14 protein-coding genes are annotated in these 16,843 nt (G+C 71.7%); 4 read left to right on the top strand and 10 right to left on the bottom strand.

All coding sequences use genetic code 11. The features are described from left to right. Window positions 1-6: 6 nt before the first annotated feature. The 5 genes from ACFQ2D_RS10640 to bamE all read right to left on the bottom strand — a co-directional run bounded on the left by ACFQ2D_RS10640 (window position 7) and on the right by bamE (window position 4,139). Window positions 7-534 carry a hypothetical protein gene (locus ACFQ2D_RS10640; protein WP_280941365.1) on the bottom strand — a complete coding sequence of 176 codons (528 nt, stop codon included), beginning with the start codon at window positions 532-534 and terminating at the stop codon, window positions 7-9. A gap of 67 nt (window positions 535-601) precedes the next feature. Beyond that, window positions 602-1,384, bottom strand: coding sequence for a M48 family metallopeptidase (locus ACFQ2D_RS10635; RefSeq protein ID WP_280941366.1), 783 nt, complete (start codon window positions 1,382-1,384; stop codon window positions 602-604). A gap of 101 nt (window positions 1,385-1,485) precedes the next feature. Next, window positions 1,486-2,391 carry a recombination-associated protein RdgC gene (locus ACFQ2D_RS10630; RefSeq protein ID WP_280941367.1) on the bottom strand — a complete coding sequence of 302 codons (906 nt, stop codon included), beginning with the start codon at window positions 2,389-2,391 and terminating at the stop codon, window positions 1,486-1,488. Between the two features lie 143 nt (window positions 2,392-2,534). Further along, complete coding sequence (gene ttcA, locus ACFQ2D_RS10625; protein ID WP_386795644.1) at window positions 2,535-3,449, bottom strand: tRNA 2-thiocytidine(32) synthetase TtcA; 915 nt, start codon at window positions 3,447-3,449, stop codon at window positions 2,535-2,537. Window positions 3,450-3,569: 120 nt separating this feature from the next. Beyond that, entirely contained in the window at window positions 3,570-4,139 is a 570-nt protein-coding gene (gene bamE / locus ACFQ2D_RS10620) for an outer membrane protein assembly factor BamE domain-containing protein (RefSeq protein ID WP_386795661.1), read from the bottom strand. A gap of 178 nt (window positions 4,140-4,317) precedes the next feature. Here bamE and ACFQ2D_RS10615 point away from each other — a divergent pair, with 178 nt between their 5' ends. After that, window positions 4,318-4,524, top strand: coding sequence for a YdcH family protein (locus ACFQ2D_RS10615; RefSeq protein WP_280941369.1), 207 nt, complete (start codon window positions 4,318-4,320; stop codon window positions 4,522-4,524). Here ACFQ2D_RS10615 and plsB read toward each other — a convergent pair. After that, the gene (gene plsB / locus ACFQ2D_RS10610; protein WP_386795643.1) at window positions 4,521-7,154 is read right to left on the bottom strand and encodes a glycerol-3-phosphate 1-O-acyltransferase PlsB; all 2,634 of its coding nucleotides are present in this window, start codon (window positions 7,152-7,154) and stop codon (window positions 4,521-4,523) included. The genes ACFQ2D_RS10615 and plsB overlap by 4 nt on opposite strands. A gap of 219 nt (window positions 7,155-7,373) precedes the next feature. Between plsB and ACFQ2D_RS10605 the strand changes: the two genes are divergently transcribed. Then, entirely contained in the window at window positions 7,374-10,268 is a 2,895-nt protein-coding gene (locus ACFQ2D_RS10605; RefSeq protein WP_280941371.1) for a TonB-dependent receptor plug domain-containing protein, read from the top strand. A gap of 39 nt (window positions 10,269-10,307) precedes the next feature. Here the strand turns inward: ACFQ2D_RS10605 and ACFQ2D_RS10600 are convergent, their stop codons facing one another. The 4 genes from ACFQ2D_RS10600 to ACFQ2D_RS10585 form a co-directional block, all read right to left on the bottom strand. Further along, window positions 10,308-11,066 carry an endonuclease/exonuclease/phosphatase family protein gene (locus ACFQ2D_RS10600; RefSeq protein WP_280941372.1) on the bottom strand — a complete coding sequence of 253 codons (759 nt, stop codon included), beginning with the start codon at window positions 11,064-11,066 and terminating at the stop codon, window positions 10,308-10,310. A gap of 13 nt (window positions 11,067-11,079) precedes the next feature. Further along, on the bottom strand, window positions 11,080-11,922 hold the full coding sequence (locus tag ACFQ2D_RS10595) for a thiol:disulfide interchange protein DsbA/DsbL (protein ID WP_280941373.1): 843 nt from the start codon (window positions 11,920-11,922) through the stop codon (window positions 11,080-11,082). A 61-nt stretch (window positions 11,923-11,983) separates the two neighbouring features. Further along, complete coding sequence (locus ACFQ2D_RS10590) at window positions 11,984-12,610, bottom strand: thiol:disulfide interchange protein DsbA/DsbL (RefSeq protein WP_280941374.1); 627 nt, start codon at window positions 12,608-12,610, stop codon at window positions 11,984-11,986. Between the two features lie 35 nt (window positions 12,611-12,645). Then, window positions 12,646-13,545: a c-type cytochrome gene (locus ACFQ2D_RS10585; RefSeq protein WP_280941375.1), complete on the bottom strand. Its 900-nt coding sequence runs from the start codon at window positions 13,543-13,545 to the stop codon at window positions 12,646-12,648. Between the two features lie 160 nt (window positions 13,546-13,705). On the opposite strand from ACFQ2D_RS10585, the gene yihA reads away from it, so the two are divergent. Continuing rightward, complete coding sequence (gene yihA, locus ACFQ2D_RS10580; RefSeq protein WP_280941376.1) at window positions 13,706-14,311, top strand: ribosome biogenesis GTP-binding protein YihA/YsxC; 606 nt, start codon at window positions 13,706-13,708, stop codon at window positions 14,309-14,311. A gap of 49 nt (window positions 14,312-14,360) precedes the next feature. Beyond that, a complete protein-coding gene (locus ACFQ2D_RS10575; protein ID WP_280941377.1) occupies window positions 14,361-16,841 on the top strand; it encodes a cation-translocating P-type ATPase in 2,481 nt (826 codons plus the stop codon). Window positions 16,842-16,843 lie beyond the last annotated feature (2 nt).

The raw sequence follows: 16,843 nt of genomic DNA, 5'->3' as shown, positions 1-16,843 counted from the left end.
CCGGGTTTACTGCTGGCGCGGGCCCTGCAGCTGCACGCCGACGATCACGTGGTCGTCGCCGTTGTTGCGGTTGAACGACAGCGTGGCGCTGCGCCGCTGCTCGTCCTCGCCCTTCTCGAAGGCCAGCATGGCGGCGTCGGCCGAATGCTGTGCGGACATCGACTGGGTCCAGCCCTGGGCCTGCATCGCCTCGCGGGCGGCGGCGAACAGGCCAGCCACCTGGCCGGGCGCGGTCAGGCTGACCATGCTGATGCCCTGCAGGTCCATGACGCTGTTCACCTGGGCGTCCGGCGGCAGGTAGATGTCGGCCGGGAAGTCCTCGGGCAGGGCGACCGATTCGCCGGCGCGGATCGCCAGCTCGCCGTCGGCCGAGCGCAGGGTCATCTGGTCGCCGTCGCGCTCCACCTTCACCCCGGTCGCGCGCTCGATGGCGGCGTCGGCGGCGGTCTCCCCGACCTTCTGGCAGGCCCCTGCGGCCAGCACCAGGGCCAGGGCGAAGGACAGTTGTGACGCGCGCTTGGCAACACCGTTCATCGCATCCCCTGGGCGGTGTGGTGGAGTGGTCGATGAACGTGAAAACGCGGTTCGCCGCCGGAACAGGTCAGGTGTCGAGCAGGACGTGCAGCCCGGCCTTGAGCCGGCGGCCCTCGTCGCGGAAATAGTCGCGCGCATCGCGCCAGTCCGGGCAGCGCGCCTCGACCTCGCGCCAGAACCGGCGCGAGTGGTCGGCATGGATCAGGTGGCAGAGCTCGTGCACCAGAACGTACTCGAACGCCGCCGGCCTTCCCAGCACCAGGGCCAGGTCGAGGGTGAGGGTGCCGTCCGGCGCCAGCGAGCCCCACTGCGAGGACAGCACGCGCAGCCGGATCCGCGACGGCGGCCGCGGCAGGCCGGGCAGGTAGGCCGGCAGCCAGCGGCCGATGTCGGCGCGGGCCTCGGCTTCGTAGAAGTCGCGCAGCGCGCGCGAGACCGCGGCCTGTCCGGCGCGCGCCGGCAGCTGCAGCGTCAGCGCCTCCTCGCCGGCGACCACGCGCGCGACCCGGCCTGGCGCCCAGTGCAGCGGCAGCATGCGCCCGCGCAGCGGCACGCTGGTCGCCTCGCCCGGGACCAGCGCCATCACGTCGCCGGGCTGCTGGGCGAGCTGGTCGGTGAGCCAGTCGCGATGCTCGTGCACGAAACGCTCGCCGGCGACCAGGCTGGTGCGTGGCGGCAGGGTCAGGCGCGCGCCGCGTTCGCCCACGCTCAGGCGCAGGCGCTTGGCGCGCGGATCGCGCACGCGCATCACGTCGATGCGGCGCCCGTCGGACAGCACGAAGGGGAACGAGTCGCGCTGCAGCCGGGAGACGCCCGGCGCCGTCGGCGACAGTCGGAACAGGGAAGGCATGCGGGAATGCTAACTGCTGCGGGCCGCCGCGCCCACGCCGCGTCGCGCGGCGCAGGGGTCGTGCGCGGCGCGGTGTGCGGCGGGCGGCGCTGCGGCCGTGCTCAGGCGTCGGCCCTGGAGAGCTTCAGCGCCTTCTCCAGGACCGTGAACAGGCGCGAGAACTCGGCGCTCATCAGTGCGAAGCGCGCGTCGAGCTCGGCGCGGATGTCGTCGCGCTCGCTGGATTCGAGCTGGTCCACCGCGCCGTCGAGCAGCTTGAACTTGCGCACCACCAGGTCCTCGCCGAGCACGAACGAGACATGGTCGTCCAGGTTCAGCGCCAGCTTCGTCACCTGCTTGCCGGAATCCAGGTGCTTGGCGATCTCGTCGCACTGCAGCTCCTGGCGCTGGCACTTCACGATCGCGCCGTGTTCGGCCGGATCCTTGAGCTCGCACTCTTCGCCCAGGGACAGGCCGTCGGGCAGCGGATCGCCGGCGATCCAGCCGGTGAGCACGCTGCGCGGCGCGACTTCGGCGTTCAGCGGCAGCGCCGGGAAGCTGCCCATCGCCTGGCGGATCTCCGAGACCACCGCCTCGCCGCTCTTGCGGCTGGAGGTGTCGACCACGCACACGCCGTGCTCCAGGTCGAGCAGCGCGTCGGTGCGCGACGGCCGCACGAAGGCACGCGGCAGCAGCTCCTGCACCAGGTCGTCCTTCATCTGCTTGCGCATGCGGCTGCCGGGACGCCGGCCCTGCTTTTCCTCCATCTCGGCCAGGCGGTCGGCGAGCATCTCGTTGACCACCGACGAGGGCAGCAGCCGGTCTTCGCCGCCGACGGTCAGCCAGATGGTGTCGCCGATGCGGTGGGACAGGGCCTCGCCGTTGCGGCCGAAGGGCGGGATGAAGCCGCGCGAGGACAGCTCCAGCGGGCCGACGGGCTTGAGCGGGTGGCCGGCGAGCAGCTCCTCGATGCCGGAGAAATCGAGCGTGGTGGGAAAGCGGAACAGGGTGAGGTTGCGGAAGAACATCGGGAGGGGGTGCCGTAGTGGGGATGGGGAACAGCGCCGGGCGCGTCGCCGTCAGCGCAGGGGGCGGGCGGCGTGGCGTCCGCGGTCAGGAAAGGATCGGCTGCGCGCCGCGCGCGCGGCCCGGGCAGGAGCGACGGCGCACGTCAGGCATGGCCGTCGTGGCCGGCCGGCGCGTGCGCGGCCGGGTCGCCGGCGAGCCAGGCGTGCGCGTCTGCGACGGCGGCCCCTTCGCGGTGGCCCAGCGCGAGGAAATCGAACAGTTTCGGGTCGCTCAGCTGCGAGGGGCGGATGTCGCCCAGTGCGCGCGCGATGGTCTCGATGCGGCCCGGCGATTCGCGTTCCCATTGCTTCATCATCAACCCGACCTGCTTGCGCTGCAGGTTCTCCTGCGAGCCGCAGAGGTTGCACGGGATGATCGGGAACCGCTTCGCCTCGGCATAGGCGACGATGTCTTCCTCGCGCACGTAGGCCAGCGGACGGATCACCACGTGCCTGCCATCGTCGGACAGCAGCTTCGGCGGCATCCCGCTGAGCCTGGCGTGGAAGAACAGGTTGAGGAAGAAGGTGGCGACCAGGTCGTCGCGGTGGTGGCCCAGCGCGATCTTGGTGTAGCCATGCTGCTCGGCGTACGTGTACAGCGCGCCGCGGCGCAGGCGCGAGCACAGCGAGCACATGGTCTTGCCCTCGGGCACCACGCGCGTGACCACCGAGTAGGTGTCCTGCTCGATGATGTGGTAATCGACGCCGAGCGAACGCAGGTACTCCGGCAGCACGTGTTCGGGGAAGCCCGGCTGCTTCTGGTCGAGGTTGACCGCGGTGATCGAGAACGACACCGGCGCCTTCTTCTGCAGCTGCAGCAGCACGTCGAGCATGGTGTAGCTGTCCTTGCCGCCGGACAGGCACACCATCACCCGGTCGCCGTCCTCGATCATGCCGAAGTCGGCGATCGCCCTGCCCACCTGGTGGCGCAGGCGCTTGGCCAGGCGGTTGGCCTCGTGCGCGCCGCGCCGCTCGGCGTTGCGCAGGGTGGGCATGGGCAGGGGGACGACGGTTTCCATGCGTGGATTTTACCGGTCCGCGCGCGACCCGGCTCGGCCGCGCCGGGATTGACGTCGCGGCGCGCTTCTGCGCACGCGCGGCAGCCGGCGCCGCGAGGGGTGCGGCGCCGGCTCAGTCGCTCAGGGCGTCCACACCCGGTTGCGCGTGGCCGGATCGGTGGTGATGTCGCTGACCCGTCCATTGCTGAAGTGCAGCTGGAACTCGGCGAAGCTGCTCAGCCAGTAGCGCCACAGGTCGGACTCCAGGTCCGGGTTTTCGCTGCTGATCGGATAGCCCAGCGAGGCGAGGACCTGTTCGCGGGTCATGCCCGGGGTCACGCGGGACTGGCGCACCGCCTCCTGCACCTTGGCCGGCCAGCCGGCGATGGCCGCCTTCGGATCCTCGGTGACCACGTAGCGGCGGGCGAATGCCGCGTTGTCGAGGTCGCGGCTGTAGTCGTTGCCGATCTCCTGCTTCTCGCCGTCGATCTGCACCTTCACCCGGTAGCGGCCGTAGCCGGTCACCTTCACAGGGGTGCCTGCGGGAATGACCCGCTTGCCGCCCTCGGCATAGTTGCTGTCGCTGATCCAGCTGCCGTCGCTGCGCATGTTGCAGCACAGGTAGCCGTCGTACTTGTCCTGCGCGCCGGCGCTCCCCGCCAGCAGCGCTGCGGCAAGCCCCAGCGCCCGCAGGCCCTGGCGCGTGCCGATCCTGGTCGTCACATCCATCGTGTCGTGCTCCGTTCCCCTGCGGCCGGGCCTTCCGCGATGCGTGGACCGGGGCGCCACGGCCCCGTGCGCGTCGCCCCTCCGCGCCGCCGCATTGTGCCCGCTGCGCGCGCCCCGGGACACCCGCGCGGCGCCGGCCGCGGTGTAAGCTGTCGCTGCGATGCAATGCGCCGATGCCGCCGAAACGTCCCGCCAGCTGGCCGAACTGCGGCTCCAGCATCGCGACCTCGACACCGCGATCGCGCGGCTGCAGGCCGATATCGCCAACGACGAGCTGATGATCAAGCGGCTGAAGAAGCGCAAGCTGATGCTCAAGGACCAGATCGCGCGCCTGGAAAGCGCGCTGATTCCGGACGAGCCGGCCTAGTCCGCGACCGCCTGCGGCGCCGGCTCCTCGCTGCGCACCGCCTCGGGACTGATCTTCTCGATCGTGTGCCGCAGCTCGCGCCCGAGGATGATCTTGGCGTCGCGCGCCCAGGTCTCCAGCCGCTGGTCGAACACCAGCTTGCTGTTCTGGTCGAGCCTGACCAGGCCAAGTTCGCGCAGCTTCTGGATGAAGCCGCGGAACAGGCTCTTGTCGAAGAACTCCGGCGCCGCCGGCGCGTACAGCAGGCTCAGGCGCTGGGCGGCGAGCTGGCACAGGCTTTCCAGTTCGCCCGCGCCCAGCGTGCCCGGGCCGTTCTTGGCCAGCACCGAGATCGCGATGTAGTAGCGCTCGAAGGCCTGCTGCAGCGGATGGCCGATCGCGCGCAGGCGGAACACCTCGTCCGACTGCCCGGCGTTGCGCGCCAGGATGCCGCCGTCGTCGTCGCTGACCTGCTGCAGCAGGCCCTCGCGCACGAACACGTCGAGGGTGCGGTCGATGCGCGCGGCGAAGCCGTCCTCGTCCCAGGCCAGGAACAGCTCGCCCTGCAGGAACGGGTAGACCGAACGTCCGAGCCGCTTGAGCGTGTCTCGCGACATCCGCCGGTTGTGCTGGAAGCAGCAGGCGATCCAGGCCGAGGCGGTGAACAGGTGCAGCACGTTGTTTCGGAAATAGCTCAGCAATACCGCGTCGTCGTCGCCCACGCTGAGCACGTCGCCCAGCGGATGCGCGATGCGCCGCAGCACGCCGATCTCCTCGCCATGCGCCACGATCTCGCGCGGCGAATGCGGCGTCACCGTCACCCGGTCCGAATACGGCACCTCGGCCAGCAGGGTCTTGGACAGCGCGATCTGCGCCAGCAGGTCGGCCTCGGCCATGGTGTGCTTGGGCGTGGACAGCAGCGCCATCGCCAGCAGGTTGATCGGATTGACGTCGGCGGCGCGGTTGATGTTGACCTGGATGCGCTCGGCCGCGGCGTCCACGGTGTGCGACAGCCAGTCCGGCTTGTCCTCGTCGGTGAGCGGCTTGCCGTCCCATTCGGCGGCGTGCTCGGCGAGCAGGTCGGCCAGGGGGATCGGCTCGCCGAAGTTCACCACCACCTGGCCGTAGTTCTGGCGCAGCACCTTGGGAATCGACCACAGCAACGCCCAGATCGACTCCTTCTCCTTGGGCTTGCCCGACAGCTCGTCGAGGTAGCTGCTGCCTTCCATCAGCTTCTCGTAGCCGATGTACACCGGCTGGAACAGCACCGGACGCGACGGTTGCCGCAGGTAGGCGCGCAAGGTCATGGAGATCATGCCGCCCTTGGGCTGCAGCAGCCGGCCGGTGCGCGAACGCCCGCCCTCGATGAAGTACTCGATCGAATAGCCGCCGGCGATCAGCTGCGCCACGTACTCGGCCAGCACCGCCGAGTACAGCGCCGAGCCGCGGATCGAGCGCCGGATGAAGAACGCGCCGCCGCGCCGCAGGATCGGGCCGATCACCGGCAGGTTGAGGTTGATGCCGGCGACGATGTGCGGCGGCACGATGCCCTTGGTGTAGAGCAGGTAGGACAGCAGCAGGTAGTCCATGTGGCTGCGGTGGCTGGGCACGTAGATCACCTCGTGCCCGGGCGCGGCGGCCTTGAGGCTGTCGAGGTGGTGCACCAGCACGCCGCGATAGATCCGGTTCCACACCGAGGTCAGCAGGAACGAGGCCGAACGCACCACCGGGTGCGAATAGTCGGCCGCGATCTCGTAGGCCATGGCGTGGGCCTTCTTCCACGCCTCCTCCGGCGAGCTGCTGTCGCGCCGCGCCTGGTCGGCGATCGCCTCCTTGACCTGGGCCGAGGACAGGACCTTGTCGATCAGCAGGCGCCGGGTCGACAGGTCGGGCCCGATCACCGCCTCGCGCAGGCGGTTGAAGTGGGTGCGCAGCAGGCGCGAGAGCTTGCGCACGCTGCGCTCGGGCGGAAGGTCCTCGGCCAGCAGGTCGCGGATCGAGACCGGGCCCGCGAACTGCACCAGGGTGTCGCGGCCGTTGAGCAGGATCGCCAGCAGCCGGCGGAAGCGGCCCACGATCGCCCAGTTCTCGGAAAACAGCACCGAGAACCAGCCCGAGGCCTTGTCCGGCGAGCGGCCGACGAAGATCGACACCGGCACCAGCTGCACGTCCAGCGCCGGATCCTCGCGGTGCGCCTCGAGCAGGCGCGCCAGCGATTCGGAATGGGTCTTCTTCGGCGGCGGCTGGCCGGTGGCCAGGGCCAGCGCCGCGCTCGCGTTGCGCCGCGACAGCGCCACGTAGGCGCGCTTGCGGCCCAGCGGATCGCCCGGCAACGGCCGCAGCGGGGACGGCATGCCGGTCTCGCGGCAGGCGCGATCCAGGATCAGGGCGTTCGACAGCCCGTAGTCCTCGAGCACGTAGCAGACCGGACGCGGGTCGACCAGCTCCGGCGGCGCCTGCGGCTCGATCTTCAGCCCGATCCAGGGCTGCAGCACGCGCCCGGCCAGCGTGGCCCACCACGGCCGGCCGCTGCGCATCGCCGAGACCCGCGGCGGCGGATCGCGGTCGGGGCCGGTGGGGGGGCGATCGCCGCCCTGGCCGGCGGGCGGGTCGGCCTCGAAGAGGTTCGGCTGGCTTGGCATCCCTCGCATTATGCCGAAGCGCGGGCGGGCATCCGCTGCGGGGGCGGCGGTCAGCAATGTCAAGGCCGGCTGAACAGTTTCAGCCGAACTGCGGCAAAACTGTGACCCGGTGCCGGTTGCGCCGATCGGCAGGCTTGCGCGGCTTTACAGCTTGTTTACAAACAGGCCAACGCGCGAGGGGGCGCGCGGAACTGGATCCCCGCTGCATCACTTCCAAGGAGAGACCCGATGTTGCCCCGTCCCGATCGCCTGGGCGCCGCCGTGCGCCGTGCCCTGCTGCTGTCCGTCCTGTCCCCCGCCGCCTTCGCCCAGCAGGCGCCCGCGCCAGCGCCGGAGGAGGGCGCGCGCACCCTCGATACCGTCACGGTGACCGGCTCGCGCATCCGCCGCGCCGAACTCGAGACCCAGGTCCCGGTGCAGGTCCTGAGCCGCGAGGACATCGACCGCAGCGGCTTCACCTCGGTGGCCGAGGTGGTGCAGAACCTCACCGCCAGCGGCACGGCGCTCAACACCAAGTTCAATTCCTCCGGCAACTTCGGCTTCCCGCCCGACGGTGGCGGCGTCGGCGCCGGCGCGGCCACGGTCGACCTGCGCCACCTCGGCGCCAAGCGCGTGCTGGTGCTGGTCGACGGGATCCGCTGGGTCAACGAGTCCTCGGCCTCGGGCGTGGGTTCGGCGGTCGACCTCAACACCATCCCGCTGGCGATCATCGACCGCATCGAGGTGCTGGAGGACGGCGCCTCGTCGATCTACGGCTCGGACGCCATCGCGGGCGTGGTCAACATCATCACCCGCAAGGACGTCGACGGCGCCAGCGTGCAGCTGCACACCGGCGACTACAGCGACCTGGACGGCGGCGAGACCTGGGGTGCCGACCTGGGCTGGGGCGGCAGCAGCGACCGCGCGCGCTGGTTCGTCGGCGCGTCCTACTTCAAGCAGAAGGAAATCTCTTCGCTCGGGTACGGCCCGGCGAGCGTGCCGGTGCCGGGCACCGGGCTGGACAACGGCAGTTCGGCGACGCCGCAGGGCCGGTTCGTATTCCAGGACCCCAACACAGGCGAGGTCTACAGCATCACGCCCGACACCGGCGTCCCGGATCCGACCTATCTAGGCCAGCCGGCCTGCCCCACCGAGCGCGCCGACGACTTCCACTGCTTCACCAACGCCGACCGCTTCAACTTCGCGCCCTACAACCTGCTGCTCACGCCGTCGGAACGCAAGTCGGTGTTCGGCCAGGTGCAGTTCGACTTCACCCCGACCTTCGGCGCCTACGCGCGCGTGCTCTACAACGAGCGCGAATCGGCCAACCAGGCCGCGCCCGAACCGATCTTCCTCGGTACCGACGCCGGCGTGTACAACGAGTGGGCCGAGACGCGGCTGGTGATCTCGGCCGCGAACCCCTACAACCCCTTCGGCTTCGACCTCACCACCGTCGGCCCGGATGCCAACCTGTTCCTGCTCGGCCGGCGCCCGGTCGAGGGCGGGCCGCGCCGCTACGTGCAGGAGGTCGAGACCTGGTATGCCGCGTTCGGGCTCAACGGCCTGTTCGACGTCGGCGGCCGCCAGTGGAGCTGGGACCTCAACCTGGTGCGCAGCGAGAGCAAGGCCGAGCAGACCAATACCGGCAGCTACAACGTGCGCCGCATCAACGAGGCGCTGGGCGACCCCGCAGCCTGCGCGACCATCGCCGGCTGCGTACCGCTCAACCTGTTCGGCGGCGTGGGCACGATCACGCCCGAAATGCTCGCCTTCATCCAGCCGGTCGTGCGCGACCGCAGCAGCAACAGCCTGAGCCTGGTCTCGGCCAACGTCACCGGCGACCTGTTCGACAACTGGGCTGGCGCGGTGGCCTTCGCCGCCGGCGTCGAGTACCGCGACTACGAGGGCGAGTACCAGCCCGACCCGATCACCGTCGCCGGCGAATACAACGGCGTGCCGTCCGGCCCCACCCAAGGCCAGTACGACGTGCGCGAGGCCTATGCCGAGCTGCTGGTGCCGCTGGCCGGCGAGGGCTGGCTGGGCGAGAGCCTGGACCTGAGCCTGGCCGGGCGCTGGTCGGACTACTCCAACTTCGGCAGCACCAACACCGGCAAGATCGGCCTGCGCTGGCAGGTGGCCGACGAGTTCCTGCTGCGCGGTTCGTTCGCCGAAGGCTTCCGCGCGCCGTCGATCGGCGAGCTCTACGGCACCCTCAGCCGTTTCGACGCGACCCTGGTCGATCCCTGCAACAACGAAGCCTCGACCACGCCGCAGTGCGTGGCCGACGGGGTGCCGCCCGGCTACGAGCAGTCCAACCCGCAGATCTCGGTGGTCACCGCGGGCAACATCGACCTGCAGCCCGAAACCAGCCGCAGCCTGATGCTGGGCGCGGTGTGGAGCCCCGCGTTCGCCGACGAAGCGTCGTGGTCGCAGGCGCTGGACCTCGGCCTGACGTTCTACCGCCACACCATCGACGGCGCGATCCAGGCGCTGGACGCGCAGACCATCCTCAACCGCTGCATTTCCACCCGCGATCCGGTGTCGTGCGGCTTCTACGAGCGCAACGACCGCGGCCAGATCGTCCGCTTCGACAACATCCTCGGCAATGTCGGCACGATCCGCACCGACGGCTGGGACTTCAGCGCCGACTGGCGCCTGCCCGAGCAGGCCTGGGGCCAGCTGGCCTTCGCCTGGAAGACCACCTGGGTGACGAAGTACGAACTGGTCAACGAGGCCGGCCAGCCCGAGCCGCGAGCGCCGGGCGTGGAGATCAACAACAGCGCCATTCCCGAGACCACCTCCACCCTGGCCGCGGTGTGGCGCGGGGCCGGTGGCTGGCAGGCGGCCTGGACCGCGCGCTACATCGACCGCCTGCGCGAGTCCTGCGCCGGCGCCAACGGCTACGACATCTGCGACGACAGCGACAACGACCGCAACGATCTCGGCGCCACCACCTACCACGACGCCCAGCTGTCCTGGGGCACCGACGCCTGGATGAAGGACTTCCGCATCACCCTCGGCGTCAACAACGTGTTCGCCAAGGATCCGCCGATCTGCCTGAGCTGCTCGCTCAACGGCTACGACGCGTCGACCTACGACCTGCCGGGCCGCTTCTGGTACGCGCGGGTGGGCTTCGGCTTCTGAGCGGAATGCGGCGGGGCCGGCCGGTCCGGCTCCGCCGCGTCAGCGCGCCAGCGCGCCGTCGGGCACTTCCAGGTTGACCGACAGCGCCAGGTGGTCGGAGAACGCGGCCGGGACGGCGCGCATGCCCTCGCAGCGCAGGGTGTCGGTGACCAGGATGTGGTCGATCGCGCGCTGCGGTTTCCAGCTGGGGAAGGTGTGCACGGTGCAGCCCGGCGGCTGCAGGCGGGTCTTGCGGAACAGGCTGCCCATCTCCGGGCAGTCGACCACGCAGTTGAAATCGCCCATCAGCACCGCGTTGGGGAAGTCGTGCAGCAGCTCGGCGATGAAGTCGAGCTGCATCTGGCGCGACTGCGCGCCCAGCGACAGGTGTGCGACCGCGACGGTGAGGCCCTGCGGACCGTCGCCGAAGTGGCCCATCAGCACGCCGCGCCCGGCGATGCGGCCGGGCAGCGGGTGATGCACCACTTCCACCGGCTCGAGCCGGCTGAGCAGGCCGTTGGCGCTGGAGGCCACGTTGCCCACGCGCCGGTTGGGCTGGTGGGTCCAGTAGTCGAAGCCGGCGCGCTCGGCCAGGTAGTGGGTCTGGTTGGTGAAGCCCGAGCGCCAGCTGCCCGGATCGCTCTCCTGCAGGCCGACGATGTCGTGCTCGCCGGCCAGGCGCGCGATCGCGTCGAGCGAGGTGCGCTTGCCGACCGGCAGCACGTGCGACCAGCTGCGCGTGGCGTAGTCGCTGTAGCGCCGCGTGCTGGAGCCTGCCTGGATGTTCGCGCTGAGCAGCTTCAGCCGTTGCGTGGACATGCGCGTTCGGGCATCAGCCGCCGGCCCGCACCTGCGAGATCACGCGGTCGACGTTCTGCATCATGTCCTCGAAGCTGCGGCCCTTCACCCGGTAGCGGCCGTTGACGATCATCGTCGGCGTCGAGTTCACGCGCTGCTGCGTGATGTACTGCTTGGCGCGGCCGAACTTGGCGTTGACCGTGAAGCTGGCCATGGTGCTGGCGAACTGCGCCGGGTCGGCGCCGAACTTCGCGTAGGCGCGGGCGAGGTCCTGCGGCGAGTCGGTGCCGCGTTCGCCCTTGAGCGAGCGCTCCACGTGGATGGCCTGGAAGATGCCGTCGTGGGACTTGTCGGCGATGCCCATCGCCTCGGCGGCGTAGTAGGCGCGCACGTAGGGATCCCAGTTGCCGCCGAACGGCGCCGGTACGTAGGTGAAGCGCACGTCGGCCGGCAGCCGCGCCTTCCAGCTGTTCACCAGCGGCTGGAACATGGCGCAGGCCGGGCAGACGTAGTTGAACACCTCGACCACCTCGATCTTGCCGTTGAGCGGCTCGAACGGCTGGCCGCCGGGAATCAGGTCGTAATGCTCGCCCTCGGTGGCGAACGTGGCCGCGGAAGGCGTTGCCGGCGCGGGCGCGGGCTCGGGGCTTTCGCCCTCGGCGGGGGCGGGCGCCTGGCCTTCGGGCGTGGCCTCGGCGGCCGCCGGATCGACCGCGGGCTCGTCGCCGATGGCTTCGGCGGGCGTCTCCGCGACGGGAGCGGGTTCCGCGGCCGGCGCAGGTTCGGCGGTGGCGGGCTCCGACGGCTGGCAGGCGGCCAGCAGCAGGGCGAGGGCGGCGGGCGCCAGGACGAGGCGGGAGGCGGCACGAAGCTTCATCGACGGATTCCTGGATCGTGTTGGGGCAAAGCGTACAGCGGCCTGCGTGAGGCCGGCGGCGTCAGCGCGCGGCCGCGCGTTCCATCGCCACCAGCCCGTCGGCGATGTGCAGGGCATCCTGCAGGCTGCGCGCCTGGATGCGGTAACGGCCGTTGATGATGAGGGTCGGCGTGCCCTGGATCCCGCTGCGGATGGCGAACTCGCGGGCGGCATTCATTTTCGCGTCAGTCGCGGGCGAACCCATCGCCGCGCGCACGCGCGCCGCATCCAGGCCCTCGCCGACGAGGAAGCTGCCAACCTCGGCGATCGTCGCGCCGCGCCCGGGCAGGCTGCCCTCGCGGTGGACGGCGTCGAACAGGCGCTGGTGCAGGCGCGTTTCGCCCAGCGCCTCGAGCGCGAACCAGGCGCGCGCGTAGGCGTCGGTGGGCTGGTAGGCGGCGGGGACATAGCGCACGCGCACGTCCGGCCCTGCCTTGCGCGCCCAGTCGGCCAGCATCGGCGCGAACCGGTCGCAGTGGCCGCAGGGGTAGGCGAAGACCTCGACGACCTCGATCGTGCCGGGCTCGGCCTGCCACGGCTGGCCGCCCTCGATGCGCACATAGTCGCTCCCCTCCGCGGGGACGCCGTGCGCCGCCCCCAGCAGCGGCAGCAGGAACAGCAGGCCCAGTGCGAGCAGGCGCGCGCCCATCGGCACGGTTCCGGGACGTCCTGCCGGTGCGGGGCTCAGCCCTGCGCCGGCGCTTCGTCGGTGGTGGGCTGTTCGCCCTCGGCGGGCGCGGCTTCGGGCGCCGCCTCGGTGGCCGGCGCCGGCGCCGGCGCCGACGCGCGGGCCGACTCGATCGCCGCCAGGGTGGCCGCGTCGGGGCGCTGGTGCAGGCCCTGCAGGTAGCTGGCCAGGGCCTGGATTTCCTGGTCGGTCAGCGGCGCGGCCACCTCGGCCATGATGTCGAACAGGTGGCGGTCGCCCAGGCTGGTCTCGCCGGAGCGGTATCCCTGCAGTCGGCGCTCCACATAGGCCGATTCCTGGCCGGCGACGGCCGGATAGGCCGGGCCCGGATTGCCCTGGCCGGCGGGGCCGTGGCAGGCCAGGCAGGCCGGGACGCCGCGGGCGGCGTCGCCCGTGCGGTACAGCTGCTGGCCGATCTCGTAGAACTTCATGCCGTCATAGGCGCCGCCCTCGACCAGGCCGTCGTCGGCGATGCCGGCGCCCGGGCTCTTGGTGGCGAAGAACGCGCCGAGGTCGCGCATGTCCTGCGGGCTGAGCGGGGTGGCGAACGGGATCATCGCCGCGGCCAGGCCGGTGTTGCGCTCGCCGCTCTTGAACAGCGCCAGCTGCTGCGAGATGTAGCGCTCGCTCTGGCCTGCGATGCGCGGATAGGGCAGGCCCTCGGGGGGGTTGCCGTCCAGGCCGTGGCAGGCCGCGCAGGTGCCGGCCAGGGTCGCGCCGTTCTCCGGGTCGCCGGCGTGGGTCTGCTTGAGCGCGGCCAGGGCGCTGGCGTCCAGCGACGAGACCTCCACCGGCGGATTTTCCTCCAGCGGCTCGACGGTGGACTGGGCGAACGCGACGGCGCCGGCCACGAGGGCGGCGAGGCCGGCGACACCGATGGCGCGGGCGTGGCGCATTGCAAGGCTCCGAAAATCATGGATCGCGGACGGGCTGCCCCGGCCGCAAGGTCCGCGATTATCGCGGTCCGCCGCGCGGACGGTCAAACCGCCCGCCGTCCGCGACGCCCCCGGGCGGTGCCCGTGAGAAGCTATGCGGGCCCCGAGCCGCAGGATCCCGATGTCCAATCCGTTCGCGCGCGCCAGCTACCTGCTCGCCGCCCACACCCCCAGGCAGCTGCCGCCCGACGGCGGCGCCGAGGTCGCCTTCGCCGGCCGCTCCAACGCCGGCAAGTCCAGCGCGCTCAACGCGCTGTGCCAGCAGAACGCGCTGGCGCGGGTGTCCAAGACCCCGGGCCGGACCCAGCAGCTGGTGTATTTCGGCCTTCCGCCGCACGAGGGCAAGTACCTGGTCGACCTGCCCGGCTACGGCTACGCCAAGGTGCCGCTGGCCCTGCGCGAGCACTGGCAGGCCTTCATCGACCAGTGGTTCCAGGACCGCTTCGCCCTGCGCGGGCTGGTGGTGGTGATGGACATCCGCCATCCGCTCAAGGAATACGACCTGCAGATGCTGGGCTACGCCATGCGCCGCGGGCTGCCGGCGCATGCGCTGCTGACCAAGGCCGACAAGCTTTCGCGCGGCGCCGCCGGCAACGTGGTGCAGACGGTGCGGCGCCAGCTGGCGGCCTCGTGGGGCGACAGCGTCGGCGTGCAGGCGTTCTCGGCCGAGGCCAGGACCGGCGTGGAGGAGTTGCGCCGGGTCGTGGCCGGCTGGCTGGAACTGTAGGGAGCGCACCCGGGCGTGGCCGCGCCCGGGCCGACGGCAGGAGGGGCACATGCACGCGAAGATCCCATGGGAACGGCTCGAAGGCCTGCTCGGCACCGACGAGGGGCTGAGCGAGGCCGAAGCCGGGCTGCGCCGCGCGCGCCATGGCCGCAACGACATCGTCGAGGCGGCGCCGCCGACCTGGTGGATGCTGGCGCGCGACACCCTGCGCGACCCGATGCTGTGGTTCCTGCTCGGGACCGCGGCGCTGTTCACCTGGCTGGGCGATCGCGTCGAAGCCGTGATCCTGCTGGTGGCCGTGGTGCCGCTGGTGGGCATGGACGCCTACCTGCACCGTCGGACCCAGGCCTCGACCCAGGGCCTGGCCAGCCGCCTGGCGAGCTCGGCCCGGGTGCTGCGCGACGGCGTCTGGCGCACCCTCCCCGCGGGCGAGCTGGTCCCGGGCGACCTGGTGGAGCTGGCTGCGGGCGAGGCCATTCCGGCCGACGCGCTGGTCGAGGCCGGCGACGGGATGCAGGTGGACGAGTCGATGCTGAGCGGGGAGTCGCTGCCGGTGCCCAAGCGCCCCTACCGGCGCGGCCCGGAGGGCGCGGCGCCTGCGCACTGGGTCGCCGCCGGCACGCGCCTGCTGGCCGGGACGGCCCGCCTGCGCATCGCCTGCACCGGCGCCGAGACGCTCTATGGCGAGATCGTGCGCCTGGCCGTGCAGGGCACGCAGGCGCGTACCCCGCTGCAGCAGGCGATCACGCGCCTGGTCGGGACGTTGCTGGTGGTCGCGCTTGCGATCTGCGTGCTGCTGGCGGGCATCCGCCTGGCGCAGGGACATGGCCTGGTCGATGCGCTGCTCAGCGCGGTGACCCTCGCGGTGGCGGCGCTGCCGGAGGAGTTCCCGGTGGTGTTCACCTTTTTCCTCGGCGCGGGCGTGTACCGGCTGGCACGGCGCCAGGCCCTGGTGCGGCGCGCGGTGGCCGTGGAGAACATCGGCCGCATCAGCTGCATCTGCTCGGACAAGACCGGTACCATGACCGAAGGCCGGCTGGCGCTGGTCCACCGGCAGCCGGCCACGGGTGGGGACGGCGAGGCGCTGGCGCGGCTCGCGGGCCGGGCCTGCCGCGCCGACAGCGGCGATCCGCTGGACGCGGCGATCCTGGCGCTGGGCGGGCCACAGGGCGCGGACGCACCGCTGCGCGTGCATCCGTTCACCGAGGCGCGCCGCCGCGAAACCCTCGTCTGGGCGGACGGACCCGATGCTGCGGTCGCCGTGACCAAGGGCGCGCCCGAGACGGTGCTGGCGCTGTGCGCCATGCCCGACGCCGAGCGGGCCGAATGGCGCGCGCGCGTGGCCGGCCACGCCGACGCCGGCCACAAGGTCATCGCCGTGGCCTCGCGCGCGTTGCCGTCGTTCGAGGCCGGTGCCGGCGAGCCGGACGCGGGATTCGCGTTCGCCGGGCTGCTGGTGTTCGCCGATCCGCTGCGCCCGGGCGTGCGCGAGGCCGCACGCGCCTGCGCCGAGGCGGGCATCCGCGTGCTCATGGTCACCGGCGACCACCCCGGCACCGCGCGCGCGATCGCGCGCGAAGCCGGGCTGGGCAGCGGTGATCCGCGGGTCGCGACGATGGCCGACCTCGGGCCGGGCGACGAAGCGCTGGCCGAGGTCGACGTGGTCGCGCGCGCGGTGCCGGCGCAGAAGCTGGAACTGGTGCAGCGGCTGCAGCGCCAGGGCGAGATCGTCGCGGTCACCGGCGACGGGGTGAACGACGCGCCGGCCCTGCAGGCGGCCGACATCGGCATCGCGATGGGCGGCTCGGGCTCGCAGAGCAGCCGCGAGGTGGCCGCGATCGTGCTGCTCGACGACAACTTCCGCACGATCGTGGGCGCGATCGCCGAGGGCCGGCAGCTGTTCCGCAACCTGCAGTCGAGCTTCGCCTACCTGCTGATGGTGCACCTGCCGCTGGTCCTCAGCGCGGCGATCGTGCCGCTGGCCGGCCAGCCGCTGCTGTACCTGCCCATCCACATCGTCTGGCTCGAACTGCTGATCCATCCCACCGCGCTCCTGGTCTTCCAGGACCCGCCACCCGAGGGCCGCATGGCGCCGGCGGGCCACGGCCGACGCGCCTCGTTCTTCGGGCGCCGGGAGTGGGCCGTGATCCTGCTTGCCGGCCTGGCCGTGACCGTGGCGGTCCTGCTGGCCTACGGAAGCGGCGTGGCGAGCGGCGACGAGGTGCGTGCCCGCACGCTGGCCCTGGCCACGCTGGTGCTGGCCAGCACGGCGATCACCGCGATCCTGTCGCGGCTGGCCTCGCGGACGGCGCGCGTGATCGCGCTGGGGTCGCTGGCATCGCTGGTGTTCCTGGTGCAGGAGCCCGCCCTGGCGGGCTGGCTGCACCTGCAGCCGCTGGCGCTGCGCGACTGGGCGATCGTCTCGGCCGGTGCGCTGGCCAGCGCCAGCCCGGCGCTGCTGTTCGCCGCGCACGCGCGGCGTGGCGGCCGCCTCCATCCCGCGGCGGCGCCTTCGCGCCGGCTGCGCTGACC

Origin of the sequence: Luteimonas composti, from assembly GCF_042678665.1 — a bacterium.
Taxonomy (GTDB): domain Bacteria; phylum Pseudomonadota; class Gammaproteobacteria; order Xanthomonadales; family Xanthomonadaceae; genus Luteimonas; species Luteimonas composti.
Note: the sequence above shows the minus strand (reverse complement) of the source record. Positions and strands in the feature narration are given on the sequence as shown.

Bases quoted from the DNA above. Each gene is read 5' to 3' on its own strand.
- ACFQ2D_RS10640 (WP_280941365.1), bottom strand. From the start codon at position 534: ATGAACGGTGTTGCCAAGCGCGCGTCACAACTGTCCTTCGCCCTGGCC.
- ACFQ2D_RS10635 (WP_280941366.1), bottom strand. From the start codon at position 1,384: ATGCCTTCCCTGTTCCGACTGTCGCCGACGGCGCCGGGCGTCTCCCGG.
- ACFQ2D_RS10630 (WP_280941367.1), bottom strand. From the start codon at position 2,391: ATGTTCTTCCGCAACCTCACCCTGTTCCGCTTTCCCACCACGCTCGAT.
- ttcA (WP_386795644.1), bottom strand. From the start codon at position 3,449: ATGGAAACCGTCGTCCCCCTGCCCATGCCCACCCTGCGCAACGCCGAG.
- ACFQ2D_RS10615 (WP_280941369.1), top strand. From the start codon at position 4,318: ATGCAATGCGCCGATGCCGCCGAAACGTCCCGCCAGCTGGCCGAACTG.
- plsB (WP_386795643.1), bottom strand. From the start codon at position 7,154: ATGCGAGGGATGCCAAGCCAGCCGAACCTCTTCGAGGCCGACCCGCCC.
- ACFQ2D_RS10605 (WP_280941371.1), top strand. From the start codon at position 7,374: ATGTTGCCCCGTCCCGATCGCCTGGGCGCCGCCGTGCGCCGTGCCCTG.
- ACFQ2D_RS10600 (WP_280941372.1), bottom strand. From the start codon at position 11,066: ATGTCCACGCAACGGCTGAAGCTGCTCAGCGCGAACATCCAGGCAGGC.
- ACFQ2D_RS10595 (WP_280941373.1), bottom strand. From the start codon at position 11,922: ATGAAGCTTCGTGCCGCCTCCCGCCTCGTCCTGGCGCCCGCCGCCCTC.
- ACFQ2D_RS10590 (WP_280941374.1), bottom strand. From the start codon at position 12,610: ATGGGCGCGCGCCTGCTCGCACTGGGCCTGCTGTTCCTGCTGCCGCTG.
- ACFQ2D_RS10585 (WP_280941375.1), bottom strand. From the start codon at position 13,545: ATGCGCCACGCCCGCGCCATCGGTGTCGCCGGCCTCGCCGCCCTCGTG.
- yihA (WP_280941376.1), top strand. From the start codon at position 13,706: ATGTCCAATCCGTTCGCGCGCGCCAGCTACCTGCTCGCCGCCCACACC.
- ACFQ2D_RS10575 (WP_280941377.1), top strand. From the start codon at position 14,361: ATGCACGCGAAGATCCCATGGGAACGGCTCGAAGGCCTGCTCGGCACC.